The sequence below is a fragment of the Ruegeria sp. SCP11 genome (genome assembly GCF_040329455.1).
In the GTDB taxonomy this organism is placed as follows: Bacteria; Pseudomonadota; Alphaproteobacteria; order Rhodobacterales; family Rhodobacteraceae; genus Ruegeria; species Ruegeria atlantica_E.
In genome coordinates this window covers 307234-320654 of record NZ_JBDZYG010000003.1, presented here as the reverse complement: position 1 = coordinate 320654, position 13421 = coordinate 307234, and the positions used below count along the sequence as shown (strand labels likewise).

The following is a 13421-nucleotide window of genomic DNA, read 5'->3' as shown; positions in this document are numbered from 1 at the left end:
ACCCTCAAAAGTTGAAGCTGATATTCTGCAACTAACTTTACCGGAGAGGCACTGCCTCCCCACTCACTCAAAAAGGGGTCGACTTTGGGGGTCGGCTCCTTTTTCTGTTTGGAACGAGGATTTGAAGTGAAAAGCCACGCCAGACGGCGTGGCTTTGGACTACTAGTCGATGATCGCGTTCAGCGTTGCGCTGGGGCGCATCACTGCAGCGGCCTTGGCCGGATCGGTGTGATAGTACCCACCCAGATCCGCAGGCGCGCCTTGTGCGGTGGCCAACTCACCCAGGATCTGTTCTTCTTTTTCAGCCAGTTCCTTAGCGACTGGTGCAAATTCAGCAGCCAGATCAGCATCGTTAGGCTGCGCGGCAAGAGCTTCGGCCCAGTAGCGTGCGAACCAGTAGTGGCTGTCGCGGTTGTCGGGCTGACCAACTTTGCGGCTGGGTGACTTATTATTGTCCAGAATGCCCTGCGTTGCTGCCTCGGCCGCGGCACCCAGAACGCCTGCTTTGGCGTTTCCTTTGCTGTCGGCCAGGAAGTTCAGGGATTCACCCAGCGCGCAGAACTCACCCATCGAGTCCCAACGCAGATGGTTTTCCTCAACCAGTTGCTGCACGTGTTTCGGAGCCGAACCACCCGCGCCGGTTTCGAACAGACCGCCACCATTCATCAGCTTGACGATGGACAGCATCTTGGCCGATGTGCCCAATTCCAGGATGGGAAACAGGTCGGTCAGGTAGTCCCGCAGCACGTTGCCGGTGATTGCAATCGAGTCGTTACCCGCGGTGATCGTCTTCAGCGTTTGCAGAGTCGCCTCGCGTGGGGCCAGGATTTGGAACTTGTCGGCTACGCCAGCGGCCTCGAGTGCAGGCTTGACGTATTTGATCAGTTCGGCATCGTGTGCGCGGTTGGCGTCCAACCAGAAGATCGCCTCGGAACCAGTCAAGCGCTGGCGGTCAAGAGCCAGTTGAATCCAGTTCTCGATCGGAGCCTTCTTCACAGTGCAGGACCGCCAGATGTCGTCTGTCTCTACATCATGGCTATGAAGCGTTTCACCATTTGCTAGTACGATGCGAATTGTGCCGTCAGCGGGTGCCTGGAACGTGGTCGGGTGCGAGCCGTATTCCTCGGCCTTCTGGGCCATCAGGCCGACATTGGCGACAGCACCGGCAGTGGCCGGGTTCAGCGCGCCGTTGGCTTTGAAGAAACTGATGGTCTCGTCATAAACACCGGCATAGCAACGATCGGGGATCACACAGTTCGAGTCGCCCTTGGCGCCGGTCTCATCCCAGCCTTTACCGCCAGCGCGGATCACGGCGGGCATCGAGGCGTCGATGATCACGTCCGACGGTACGTGCAGGTTGGTGATGCCCTTGTCGCTGTCGACCATATACATCAACGGACGGTCGCCTTTCAGCGCATCGATGGCTGCCACGATCTCAGCATTGTTCTTCACGCGCTCCAGCAAGTCACCCAGACCCGAGTTCGGGTTCACACCCAGCGCGTCCAGTTCTGCACCGAATTTCTCGAACACCGGGGCCAGCCAGGCTTTGACCGCATAGCCAAAGATGATCGGGTCGGACACTTTCATCATGGTCGCTTTCAGGTGAAGCGAGAACATGGTGCCGTCTTTCTTGGTGTCTTCGATAGCCTCGGCTAGGAACGCAGACAGGGCTTTGACCGACATGAAGGTCGCATCGGCCACGGTGCCTTCATCCAGCGTCCAACCGTCTTTCAGAACGGTCATGCTGCCGTCTTTGCCGACAAACTCGATCTTTGCATCGCCAGCCTGCGCCGCAGTGATGGTGGCCGATTTCTCGTTTGCGTAGAAATCGTTATCCGACATCGACGAGACTTTGGTCTGGCTGGAAGAGGCCCATTCCCCCATCGAGTGCGGGTTGTTCTGAGCGTAGTTCTTCACAGCCTTTGCCGCGCGGCGGTCACTGTTACCCTCACGCAGAACCGGGTTCACCGCAGAACCCTTGATGGAGTCATAGCGTGCGCGGATCGCCTTTTCTTCGTCGGTCGAAGGCTCTTCAGGGTAATTCGGTATATTGTAACCCTGCGACTGCAGTTCTTCGATTGCAGCAACCAGCTGCGGGACCGAGGCCGAGATGTTCGGCAGCTTGATGACGTTGGCCTCGGGCGTTTTCACCAGTTCACCCAGTGCGGCCAGATCATCGGTGATGCGCTGTTCGTCGGTGAGGTTTTCCGGGAAGGTTGCAAGAATACGGCCCGCCAGCGAAATATCCTTGGTTCCAACGCTGACACCCGCCGCCGAGGCGAACTTGCGAATGATGGGCAGGAACGAGGCGCTGGCCAGTTCAGGCGCTTCGTCTACAATGGTATACAATATATCGAAGTTCGATTTTTCTGCCATATTCTTTTACCTTTTTTAAGCCTTTCGGGGCGTGCGATCCAAGAGTGTGCCACGTATGTGTGGCGCGAAATGAGGCGCGGGTATCCTACCGCCCCAATGGTGACTCTGATTTGACAGGGCCTCCCTTAAATCAGGTTGGCCTTGGGATCAATCGTCTAGTGGGGGCGCAAATTGACACGGTTGAGCAAATACGGGGAAAATCCCCAGCATTCATACGCAAACCCAGTCACCCCCCCCACGTGTCACTAAGTTTGTACCCGCCCGGCCAAGGGTCGTCCGGGTCAAGCATGTGTTGATGGGTACCGGTGATCCAACCGCGGCCGCTGATCTCGGGGATTATGGCGACACGATCACCTACATGGGTTCGCTCGACAATCCGGCCGGTAAAGCGCGAGCCGATGATCGAGATCGCCTCGAAGGTTTGCCCAACTGTCATCTGGCCCTTCGCCGCCATCAGCGCCATGCGTGCAGACACCGCGGTACCGGTGGGGGACCGGTCGACCTTGCCGGGCTGGATAGCGACGGCGGATTTACCGGTCAGGCCGTTTGCGGTTTTCTCAAGCGGCCCGCAAAAGGCACAGAACGAGATATGGTTCCAATCGGAATTCTGGGAATGGGTAAAGCCAAGCTGTTCATTGGCCGCGTTTGTGATCGCCACGCCCATGCGCGCGATGTCTCGAGCTTCATCCGCAACAATATTGAACCCCAGCGCGGAGGCATCGACCACAACAAAACTGTCACCGCCATAAGCTGTATCTACGGTTATGGCCCCTAAGCCCTGAACCTCCAGGGGAACCGCGATCTTGTCGGCAAAGCTGGGTAGGTTTTGCACATAGATACGCTCAGCCTTGCCATTCTTGCATTCGGCTCGGACACGCACCAACCCACCCGGGGCCTCGAGCGTCAACCGGGTTTCTGGCTCCTGCATCGGAATGATCCCGCTATCCAGCAACACCGTGGAAACGCAAATCGAGTTTGAGCCAGACATGGGTGGCGTGTCTTCGGGCTCCATGATGATAAAGGCTGCGTCTGCCTCCGGGTGTTTAGGTGGAACCAACAGGTTCACGTGGCGGAACACGCCGCCACGGGGTTCATTAAGGACGAAGTTGCGCAAGGTCTGATCTTGCGCGATGAACGCGCGCTGTTCCCAGATGGTATCTCCGGTCGGCGGCTGCACACCCCCGACGATAACGTCGCCGACTTCACCTTCTGCATGAGCGGAAACGACGTGGATGGTTTTGGTGCTACGCATATCGTGTCCTTAAAACCGGGCGGCTGAGAACGGGGTCAGAGATATTTGAATAGGCTGCCCATCGACCAAGGTGCCGATCAGTTCTGCTGTCCCTGCTGATTGGGTCAACCCCAAATGCCCGTGACCGAATGCGTAAACCACGTTCGGGGCGTTTGGCGAAGCGCCGATCACCGGCAGGCTGTCGGGCAGCGACGGACGGAACCCCATCCATTGCGTACCTCCTTGCGTGTTCAACCCGGGCAGGAATTGCACGGCTTTGTTCAGCAACGTGTCGGCTCTTTTGAAATTCGGGGGCAGATCCAGCCCGCCCAGTTCAACAGCTCCACCGATCCGTACGCCGCCATTGATCCGGGTGGCAACAAACCCATGGCCTGAGAACGCCAGATGCATACGCAGATCAAACGCACCTTCAGGCAGCGTCGTATTGTATCCACGTTCGGTTTCAAGCGGGATACTGTCACCGACTGTACGGGCAAGGTGATGCGACCACGCACCCGCGCAAACAATCACTTTCGCAGCCTCGATTTCACCGTCCGCCCGAGTGACCCTCACCCCGCCTTCCAGCGCAGTCAGTGCTCGGATGTCCTGAGATTCAATCCGACCGCCCCTCTCGCGGAAGATACGCGCCAGATGTTCAACCCATTTTTTCGGATCAACGGTATTCATCCAGCCAGGTGTGAACCCAGCATGAGTGAAACGGGGGCTTAGACCAGGTTGTTTCTCAGCAATCGCCTCTCGGCTTTCCAGCAACTCAAAGTCAATCCCATGCTCACGCCGCACCTCCCATGCAGGCAGGCTGGCACGGTACTCCGCTTCGCTTTCATACAACTGCATTTGCCCGTCACGCTGCATCATCGGCTCACCATCGACATCAGCGATCAGCCGGGTCAGAGCGGCGGCAGAATGCTCCATAAGGCTGGCTTGGGCGAGCAGGTGGTCTTTATACGGTCCCGGGCGGCTCGCTTGCCAGAACCGGAACATCCAGGGGGCAATCTTCAGCGCATAGGCGGGCGGTATGGACAAGGGACCCAGCGGATCCAGCAACCATTTCGGTGCCTTCCGCATGATGCCGGGGGTGGCCAAGGGTTCAACCTCGGCGAACGCAAACGCCCCGGCGTTGCCAGCCGAGGCCTGCGCGGCGACACCCTCACGATCCAAAACCAGAACAGAATGGCCGCGACGCTGCAGTTCCAGCGCCGTTGTGATGCCGATCACCCCAGCACCGATCACAACGACCTGCGTTGTCATAACTCGATGCCTAATCTGAAGGGGTCGTTCGGATCAAAGATCAGCGTCGCCTCAGCCATGATATGAGCCTGCCCGGTAATTGAGGGTATGACGCCCCCGTTTGGACCCGGCTGATAGGACAGGCGATAGGCGCTTCCGATGACGCTGTGCTGCACGATCGTTTCGCCCGGAGCAAGTCGTCCATCAGCTGCCAGACAGGCCAGCCGCGCCGAACTGCCGGTGCCACAGGGCGAACGATCATAATTGTCATCAGGACACAGCACAAAGTTCCTGCTGTGAACCTCCGGGAGGAGGGAGTCTCCTTGAAAAATCACGTGGTCGATCGGCTCGCCCCGCTCACCCCCGACGCCTTGCGCAATAGAGGCCTCGCGGATCGCAACCGTCATATCGGTAAGTTGCTGAATATTGGCTGTCTCTACCGGGATCGGGCTGGGGTCGACGATGAAGAACCAGTTGCCACCGTAAGCGACGTCGCCCGTCACTGCTCCATACCCCGGAACGTTGAGCGTTATATCGCTATGAACCCGGCGGCTTTCGATATTTGTGACTGTAACGGTGCTGGTGTCGTGCAATTCGACGGTCACCACGCCCGCAGGTGTTTCGATCCTATGAGTTCCAACACCAATTTGGCCCAGATGCGCCAGTGTGACGGTCAGACCGATGGTGCCGTGGCCGCACATGCCCAGCACAGCGTCCACGTCAAAATAGATCACACCGGTCACGCAAGACGGATCAACCGGCTCGACCAGCAGCGCGCCGACCATGGCGGGCTGACCGCGTGGTTCCAGCATTACGGATCTGTAGAATCCCTCGTGTTCGTTCGCCAGCCTGTGGGCGCGCTCAGCCAGAGGACCGGTTCCCAGATCAGGTGCGCCGTCGAGGATGACCCGCGTCGGCTCACCCCCGGTATGACTGTCGATCACATGCATTCAGCGATCACTCCACCCTGTTTTGACCAATCGGCGAACCAAGTGCGGAACAGGTCGTATTGCTGTTCGCAATAGTTGCGCTGCGCGTCGGTCAGTTTATCGGTTTCATTGAAGTGCATACGGTATTCCTGTTCACCGTTCAGCACTAGAAGATGCTTATAATACAGCACCAGATCGGGGCCTTCGTCAAAGCTGGAAAGCACCTGTATCGCTTCGGTCAGTTCTTGCGCCCGCTGGCGCGCCTCGGCGTTCCCCTGTGCGGCTTTCTTGGATAGCGACGCCAGCATCAGAGCCTCGCGCGGCAAAGCGGTGCCGATGCCGGTGATAGAGCCCGTCGCGCCGCAATTTACGAAACCGTGGTAAACCTCGGTATCGACGCCCACCATTAGTGTTACCTGATCATCCTGACTGGTGATGTTCTCCGCTGCATAGCGCAGATCGTCCTTGCCGCCGAATTCCTTGAAACCGATCAGGTTCGGATGTTCTGCGCGCAGGGCAAAGAATAAATCAGCGCGGGTGGCGAAACCATAGTAAGGGCTGTTGTAGATGATTGCAGGCACATCCGGCGCGGCGGACAGGATCGCCTTAAAGTGATTTTTTTGCGCGGTCAGAGAGCTGCCGCGTGACAAAACGCGCGGGATGACCATCAAGCCCACGGCTCCCACCTTTTGCGCATGGGCCGCATGGGCAACGGCGGACGTGGTGTTGATGGCGCCGGTCCCGACAACCACCGGCAGTCCTGCTGCTGTCAAACGCTCGACACCTTCCATCCGCTGCTCGTCGGTCAGCAACGGCCAGTCCCCCATCGAACCGCAATAGACCACTGCCGACATACCTGCATCGATCATCTGCTTTCCCTTGCGCACCAGCGCGTCGAAATCCGGTGTGCGATCAGCCTTACAAGGGGTCATGAGCGCAGGCATGGTGCCGGTGAAAACGTTGGTCGACATCAGAGCTTTCCTTCCTGAATGCAGCTTGAAAGCGCGCGGGTTGCGCCTGTTCGACTCGCCATAACGGATATTGGATACAAAATCCAGAATTTTTGCTACCAACAAAAAACGCGCCGTTTCATTGACCCGGCGCGTTCGATCTTAGTCGGGACTCAACAGTTATCGAAACCGCTGCCCAGTCTCAGGGTCAAACAGCATAGCACGGCCTGGCCGGACCACGATGCCGATCCGCTCTCCTTGCTTGCTGCGCTGATCGTCTCGCTCTTCTACGATCAATTTGTCACCATTCTGCGTCAGCAGATAAGAATAGCTCACACCGCCAAGCGCCTCGGTCAGATCAACGGTGCAAGTGTCACCCGTGCGGTCGATCTCTATATGTTCGGGGCGGATGCCCAGAGTAACCCTATTCATGCCCGCAGGTACCTTTACCGCCATCTCTAACGGAGCGTTGAGCGCCGGGTGCGAGACTTTACCTTCGGCATAGTCGCATTCCAGAAAGTTCATTGCTGGAGAGCCGATGAACCCCGCCACAAAGCGGTTGTCCGGGTCGCGATACAAGTCCATCGGTGCGCCAACCTGCTCGATCCGGCCATCGCGCAGCACAACAATCTTGTCGGCCATTGTCATCGCCTCGACCTGATCATGGGTCACATAGATCATCGTCGCACCGATCTCATTGTGCAGCCGGGCGATTTCGACCCGCATCTCAACTCGCAACTCGGCATCGAGGTTGGACAAGGGCTCATCAAACAGAAATACCTCCGGTCCCCGTACAATGGCGCGGCCGATGGCCACCCGCTGACGCTGACCGCCGGACAGGGCCTTGGGCTTGCGCTTGAGGTATTGGTCCAGCTTCAGGATGTTTGAGGCCTGCTGAACCTTCTGATCGATCTCTGATTTGGCAACGCCGTTCATGCGCAGACCAAAGCCCATATTCTCGGCCACGGTCATATGCGGGTACAGAGCATAGGTCTGGAACACCATCGCGACGCCGCGTTTTGCCGGATCCATATGAGTCACGTCACGCGCGCCGATATGGATCTGCCCCTCGGTGGTCTCCTCAAGCCCTGCGATCATCCGCAGCAAGGTCGACTTGCCGCAGCCCGAAGGCCCAACAAACACGCAGAACTCACCATCCTCGATTTCCAAATCAATCCCGTGAATTACCTGCGTCTCGCCATACCGCTTGATCGCCTGGTTCAGAGTCACACCCGTCATGTTGCTTGTATCCTGTCCTTGTCGGCGCCTGAACGGGTTTCGGGGAACCGCCAGGCCTGTGCTTCGGCTCCGATCTGTTCCGCCACACGGCGAACACGGGGAACCCAGGTTTCCAACTGTTTGAAATTCATTCGCTCAGTCGATCCAGTCACGGAAATCGCCCCCAGCATCCGACCGCCCGCTGTCAGGATCGGACAGGCAACGCAGATAATGCCGGGCTCGTGCTCTTCATCGTCGATGGCATAACCTCGGCTGCGGATCAGATCGAGATCGGCGCGCAAGGCTGCCTCGGACGTCAGCGTTTTATCCGTAAACCGGTGATAGCTTTGCTGCGACACTGCACGGTCCAGAGCAGCTTCGTCCAGATACGCCATCATCGCCTTGCCAACGCCCGTGCAATAGGCCGGGCCGACCTTGCCTGCCTGCGAATACATTTCGACCGGCTGTGCTGCGTTGCGTTTGTCGACATACAGTACCTGGCTGGAATCGAGTTGTGCCAGATGCACCGTCTCGCCAGTTTCCGCGCTCAGCGCATCCAGAAACGGCCGTGCAATCGGCGCAAGTGAACTTTGTGTCCACGCCGCATGAGCCAGCCGCACCAAGCGCAGTCCCGGTGTATAAGTCTGCCGCTCGGGGTCGTATGACAACATGCCCTGATTGGTCAGTGTCTGCAGAAACCGGTACAGTGTCGCTTTGGGAAAATCGCTGCTTTCCAGCAATTCCGCAAATCTGACCGGGCGCTGAAACGCCGCCACCTGATCCAGCACATCACATGCTTTTCCTATTGTACCGTCACCTGCCACGGGTGCCTGACCTCCTCCACTTCCCACACAGCGCCGCTGCGAGGGTCTTGACAACGCTAACCGATTCGATGTGTAGTTTTCAATATATAAAACTAGGTTTCACTATTTGGAACCGCCAAGTGGAAGCTAAGGGAGGAAACCATGCATTCCATGTTCAAGCGCACTGCCGCAGCGCTGGCAGCCAGTGTCGCACTTGCCGCACCGGTTGCGGCCGAATTGACTGGAGAGCTGCGCATCTTCCTCGACACATCGAACCCGGCGCCGCGTGCGACGATGGAAGCGATGATCGAGCGATTCGCCGCACAGCACCCGGGGCTGGAGATCGAAACGACTGTGATCGACCGCGAGGCCTATAAGACTCAGATCCGCAATTTCCTGACTGCGGATACACCGGACGTGGCCACTTGGTATGCAGCCAACCGCATGAAGCCTTACGTCGAAGCTGGCCTGTTCGAAGACGTGTCTGACCTGTGGGCCGAACCCGAGATTGCCGAGAACCTAGCCTCCACCAAAGGCGCGATGACTATCGACGGCAAGCAATGGGGTGTTCCTTATACTTACTACCAGTGGGGCGTTTACTACCGCAAAGACATCTTTGATGAGTTGGGCCTGAGCGAGCCGACCACTTGGGAAGAAGAGCTCGTTAACTGCCAGAAGATCGTTGATTCCGGTCGCGCCTGCTACACCATCGGCACCAAGTTCCTGTGGACCGCTGGTGGCTGGTTCGACTACCTGAACATGCGCACAAACGGGTTCGAGTTCCACAACCAGCTCGCCAACGGTGAAATCAGCTGGGAGGACGATCGGGTCAAACAAACCTTCGCCAACTGGAAACAGCTGATCGACATGGGCGCGTTCATCGACAACCACCAGACCTATAGCTGGCAGGAAGCCCTGCCCTTCATGGTCAATGGCGAGGCCGCTGCCTACCTGATGGGTAACTTCGCGGTCGCTCCGCTGCGCGAAGCAGGACTGACCGATGACCAGCTGGACTTTTACCAGTTCGTTTCGATCAACCCTGATGTGGAACTGGCCGAGGACGCACCGACCGATACATTCCACATCCCGGCAAATGCCTCAAACAAAGAAGCTGCGCGCGAGTTCCTGCGGTTCATGGCCTCGCCCGAGGAACAAACCGAAATCAACAACGGTGCCAATCTTGGCCAGCTTCCGGTCAATGCCAAAGCATCAGTCGATGACGACAAGTTTCTGCAGCAAGGCTTTGAGATGCTGTCGACAAACAGCCCCGGTGGCGTCGCTCAATTCTGGGACCGTGATGCGCCCGCAGAGATGGCCAAAGTGTCGATGGAAGGTTTCCAGGAGTTCATGGTCAAACCGGACAATGTCGACCGCATTCTGGCCAAACTGGAACGTGCTCGCGGTCGCATTTACGAAAACTAAATTGGTCAGGCCGGGCAACGCCCGGCCTGCACCTCCAGCCTGCGTAAGGCGGGTGCCAACCCGACTTACTCCTTTGACCTAAACACCGAGTTAGCTCATGTCCGCCCTCGACCTCTCCGAAGTCCCTGAACAGGAAAGCTGGTTCCACCGCAACCAACAGCGCATCGCGCCCTGGCTGTTTCTGGCCCCCGGCCTGCTGTTCTTCATGGTCTATGTGATCATCCCGGTGTTCCAGTCCTTCAACCTCTCTCTCTACGAATGGGACGGGCTAGGGGCCGCCGAATATGTCGGGTTCAGAAACTACGAAGACCTCTATTGGGAATGGGTTGACCGGGATGCATTTTACATCTCGCTCAAAAACAACCTGATCTGGCTGATCCTGTATCTGTTGGCGATCCCGGCTGGGCTGTTCATAGCCCTATTCCTGAACCAGACGGTCTGGGGCATTCGCCTCTATAAGTCGCTGTTTTTCTTTCCGTTTGTGATCTCTCAGGTCGTTGTCGGCCTTGTGTTCACATGGTTCTACGACCCGACCTTTGGCCTGCTGAACGAATTCCTCAGCCTCTTCGGCCTCGGCCCGCTGAACGTTCTGGGCGACGAACGGTTCGTGACCTACGGCATCATCTTCGCCGGACTCTGGCCGCAGACAGCCTATTGCATGATCCTGTACCTGACCGGCCTGAACGCTGTGGACCCCGAACAAATCGAGGCTGGGCGTCTGGACGGCGCAAAAGGCGGACGGATGCTGTGGCACATCATCCTACCGCAACTGCGCCCCGCGACCTTCATCGCTTTTGTTGTGACCATCATCGGCGCGCTGCGCAGCTTTGACCTGATCTCAATCATGACCCAAGGAGGACCGTTCGGCTCGTCCCGCGTGCTGGCCTATTACATGTTCGAGGTCGCACTGTCCGAATACGGTTTCCGCATGGGATACGGCGCCGCCATCGCGGTTGTCCTGTTCCTCATCATGCTCTGCTTCATTGCCTACTTCCTGTGGTCAATGTACCGCGAAGAAAGGGGGCACTGAGATGTTTCCCAAACCCATCGAAAAACAATCCCGCGCGGCGCAAATAAGCTATCAGGCCATGTTGCCGCTGGCCTTGCTTCTTTGGCTCGGACCCTTGCTGGCAGTCGCGCTCTTCTCGGTCAAACCGGCGGCGGATTTCACCAATGCAAACTACTGGGGGATGCCGTCCAGCTTTGAGGGCGCATTCAACTATGGGCAGGTCTTTTTCAACTCGGACATGCCGCGTTATCTGTTGAACTCGTTCCTGATCACCATACCCACGGTGATCGGAGCGGTTGCGCTCAGCTGCATGACCGGCTTCGCACTCGGCATCTACAAATTCAAATCGAATCTCTGGATTTTCTTCATGTTCGTTGCCGGCAATTTCGTTCCGTTTCAGATCCTCATGGTTCCGGTGCGTGACCTGACCCTGCAGCTTGGCCTCTACAACACCAAGACAGGCCTTGTGTTGTTCCACATCGCGTTCCAGACCGGGTTCTGCACGCTGTTCATGCGCAACTTCATCCGTGCCCTGCCTTTTGAGTTGATCGAGGCCGCCCGCGTCGAGGGCATCAGCGAATGGCGCATCTTCTGGTACGTGGTTCTGCCGCTGATGAAGCCAGCCATCGCCGCGCTCAGCGTGCTGATCTTCACCTTCATCTGGAATGATTATTTCTGGGCCGTGGTCCTGACCCAAGGGGCCGAAAGCCAACCTGTCACCGCAGGGATCACCAGCTTCAACGCCCAGTTCCGCGCCGCCTATCAGTTGATGAGCGCCGGCTCCATCGTCGCGGCCTTGCCGCCGGTGGCCATGTTCTTCCTCATGCAAAAACACTTCATCGCGGGCCTGACCCTCGGTGCCGTAAAATAACGTCAAACCAGAGGTTTGCCTCATGACCAAGATCGCCTTTATCGGTGCGGGTTCCACGATCTTCATGCAGAATATCGTGGGTGACGCCCTGCTGACTCCTGCGCTGGCCGACAGCCACTTTGCGCTAATGGATATCGACGCCCAGCGTCTGGCCGAAAGCGAAACCGTGGCGCGGGCCATGATCCGCTCAGTCGGCACCGGCGCGACAGTGACCACCCATACCGACCGCCGCGCCGCCCTGGACGGAGCGGACTTCGTCATCAGCGCCTTCCAGATCGGCGGGTACGAGCCATGCACGGTGACTGATTTCGAAATCCCTAAGCAATACGGCCTGCGACAGACCATCGCTGACACTCTTGGCGTTGGCGGCATCATGCGCGGCCTGCGCACAGTTCCGGTTCTGTGGGACGTAGCGCAGGACATGATGCAGCTCTGCCCAAATGCGACGCTGCTGCAATACGTGAACCCGATGGCGATCAACACTTGGGCGCTGGCCGAGCAATTCCCGACGCTGAAACATGTCGGTCTCTGCCACTCGGTCCAAAACACGGTTGAGGAACTGGCCCATGATCTCGATCTGCCCAAGGATGAATTCCGATACAAGGTCGCGGGTGTCAACCACGTCGCCTTCTTCCTGAAGCTCGAACATCAGGGCCGCGACCTCTACCCCGCGTTGCGACAAGGCTATGCCAGGGACCACATCCCCAAAGCGCCGCTTCTGATGCCGCGTTGCCCCAACAAAGTCCGGTATGAGGTCATGGACCATCTGGGCTATTTCTGCACCGAAAGCTCAGAGCATCTGGCTGAGTATGTGCCGTGGTTTATCAAGGATGGGCGCGAAGATCTGATCGAGCAGTTCTCGATCCCGCTGGACGAATACCCTACCCGATGCGTCGAACAGGTGGCGAACTGGACAAAGCAGGCTAAGACCCTGACAGATGGCCGCGATCTCGACGTAACCCGAAGCCATGAATTCGCCGCCGATTTGATGAATGCCATCGTCACCGACACGCCCTATGTAGCCTATGGCAACCTGCCCAATACTGGCCAGATTCCGCAGTTGCCGATGGGCGCGGCGGTAGAAACACCTTGTTTGGTGGACGGCAATGGCGTTCAGCCTTCGGTCGTCACTGATATCCCTCCGCAATTGGTCGCGCTTATGCGAAGCCAGATTAATGTACAGGAGCTGACCGTTAGAGCGCTGACCGAACAGAATCCGGAATACATCTATCACGCCGCGATGATGGACCCGCACACTGCCGCCGAGCTTGACCTTCGCCAGATCCGCAATCTGGTGACAGACCTTCTAACCGCACACTCAGACTGGCTGCCTGACTGGTGCCAGCCCGCCAAAGCCGCTTGAA

11 protein-coding genes are annotated in these 13421 nt (G+C 57.8%); 4 read left to right on the top strand and 7 right to left on the bottom strand.

Annotation, left to right across the window (positions count from 1 at the left end; all coding sequences use genetic code 11):
* Positions 1–162: 162 nt before the first annotated feature.
* The 7 genes from ABLN94_RS06935 to ABLN94_RS06905 all read right to left on the bottom strand — a co-directional run bounded on the left by ABLN94_RS06935 (position 163) and on the right by ABLN94_RS06905 (position 8776).
* Positions 163–2376, bottom strand: coding sequence for an NADP-dependent isocitrate dehydrogenase (locus ABLN94_RS06935; RefSeq protein ID WP_352990841.1), 2214 nt, complete (start codon positions 2374–2376; stop codon positions 163–165).
* A 226-nt stretch (positions 2377–2602) separates the two neighbouring features.
* Complete coding sequence (locus ABLN94_RS06930; protein WP_352990838.1) at positions 2603–3628, bottom strand: trans-3-hydroxy-L-proline dehydratase; 1026 nt, start codon at positions 3626–3628, stop codon at positions 2603–2605.
* A gap of 9 nt (positions 3629–3637) precedes the next feature.
* Positions 3638–4876, bottom strand: a complete 1239-nt coding sequence (locus tag ABLN94_RS06925) for an NAD(P)/FAD-dependent oxidoreductase (protein ID WP_352990835.1) — start codon at positions 4874–4876, stop codon at positions 3638–3640.
* Entirely contained in the window at positions 4873–5805 is a 933-nt protein-coding gene (locus tag ABLN94_RS06920; protein WP_352990832.1) for a proline racemase family protein, read from the bottom strand. Before ABLN94_RS06920 ends, ABLN94_RS06925 begins: the two co-directional genes overlap by 4 nt.
* Positions 5796–6755, bottom strand: a complete 960-nt coding sequence (locus tag ABLN94_RS06915; RefSeq protein WP_352990830.1) for a dihydrodipicolinate synthase family protein — start codon at positions 6753–6755, stop codon at positions 5796–5798. The genes ABLN94_RS06920 and ABLN94_RS06915 overlap by 10 nt, the downstream gene beginning before the upstream one ends.
* Before the next feature lie 159 nt (positions 6756–6914).
* Positions 6915–7973 (bottom strand): ABC transporter ATP-binding protein, encoded by a 1059-nt coding sequence (locus ABLN94_RS06910; RefSeq protein ID WP_352990827.1) that lies wholly within the window; start codon positions 7971–7973, stop codon positions 6915–6917.
* The gene (locus ABLN94_RS06905) at positions 7970–8776 is read right to left on the bottom strand and encodes an IclR family transcriptional regulator (protein ID WP_352990824.1); all 807 of its coding nucleotides are present in this window, start codon (positions 8774–8776) and stop codon (positions 7970–7972) included. Before ABLN94_RS06905 ends, ABLN94_RS06910 begins: the two co-directional genes overlap by 4 nt.
* A gap of 141 nt (positions 8777–8917) precedes the next feature.
* Here ABLN94_RS06905 and ABLN94_RS06900 point away from each other — a divergent pair, with 141 nt between their 5' ends.
* From ABLN94_RS06900 to ABLN94_RS06885, 4 genes are all read left to right on the top strand, one after another.
* Entirely contained in the window at positions 8918–10177 is a 1260-nt protein-coding gene (locus ABLN94_RS06900) for an ABC transporter substrate-binding protein (RefSeq protein WP_352990821.1), read from the top strand.
* A gap of 97 nt (positions 10178–10274) precedes the next feature.
* Positions 10275–11207: a carbohydrate ABC transporter permease gene (locus ABLN94_RS06895; protein ID WP_352990819.1), complete on the top strand. Its 933-nt coding sequence runs from the start codon at positions 10275–10277 to the stop codon at positions 11205–11207.
* Position 11208: 1 nt separating this feature from the next.
* A complete protein-coding gene (locus ABLN94_RS06890; RefSeq protein WP_170326544.1) occupies positions 11209–12057 on the top strand; it encodes a carbohydrate ABC transporter permease in 849 nt (282 codons plus the stop codon).
* Positions 12058–12079: 22 nt separating this feature from the next.
* Positions 12080–13420, top strand: coding sequence for an alpha-glucosidase/alpha-galactosidase (locus ABLN94_RS06885; RefSeq protein WP_352990816.1), 1341 nt, complete (start codon positions 12080–12082; stop codon positions 13418–13420).
* The last annotated feature ends 1 nt before the right edge of the window (position 13421 follow it).

What these genes read in the sequence shown, in the direction of transcription:
- ABLN94_RS06895 (WP_352990819.1), top strand. Translation starts at nt 10,275, where the DNA reads ATGTCCGCCCTCGACCTCTCCGAAGTCCCTGAACAGGAAAGCTGGTTC.
- ABLN94_RS06885 (WP_352990816.1), top strand. Translation starts at nt 12,080, where the DNA reads ATGACCAAGATCGCCTTTATCGGTGCGGGTTCCACGATCTTCATGCAG.
- ABLN94_RS06935 (WP_352990841.1), bottom strand. Translation starts at nt 2,376, where the DNA reads ATGGCAGAAAAATCGAACTTCGATATATTGTATACCATTGTAGACGAA.
- ABLN94_RS06890 (WP_170326544.1), top strand. Translation starts at nt 11,209, where the DNA reads ATGTTTCCCAAACCCATCGAAAAACAATCCCGCGCGGCGCAAATAAGC.
- ABLN94_RS06915 (WP_352990830.1), bottom strand. Translation starts at nt 6,755, where the DNA reads ATGTCGACCAACGTTTTCACCGGCACCATGCCTGCGCTCATGACCCCT.
- ABLN94_RS06910 (WP_352990827.1), bottom strand. Translation starts at nt 7,973, where the DNA reads ATGACGGGTGTGACTCTGAACCAGGCGATCAAGCGGTATGGCGAGACG.
- ABLN94_RS06920 (WP_352990832.1), bottom strand. Translation starts at nt 5,805, where the DNA reads ATGCATGTGATCGACAGTCATACCGGGGGTGAGCCGACGCGGGTCATC.
- ABLN94_RS06930 (WP_352990838.1), bottom strand. Translation starts at nt 3,628, where the DNA reads ATGCGTAGCACCAAAACCATCCACGTCGTTTCCGCTCATGCAGAAGGT.
- ABLN94_RS06925 (WP_352990835.1), bottom strand. Translation starts at nt 4,876, where the DNA reads ATGACAACGCAGGTCGTTGTGATCGGTGCTGGGGTGATCGGCATCACA.
- ABLN94_RS06900 (WP_352990821.1), top strand. Translation starts at nt 8,918, where the DNA reads ATGCATTCCATGTTCAAGCGCACTGCCGCAGCGCTGGCAGCCAGTGTC.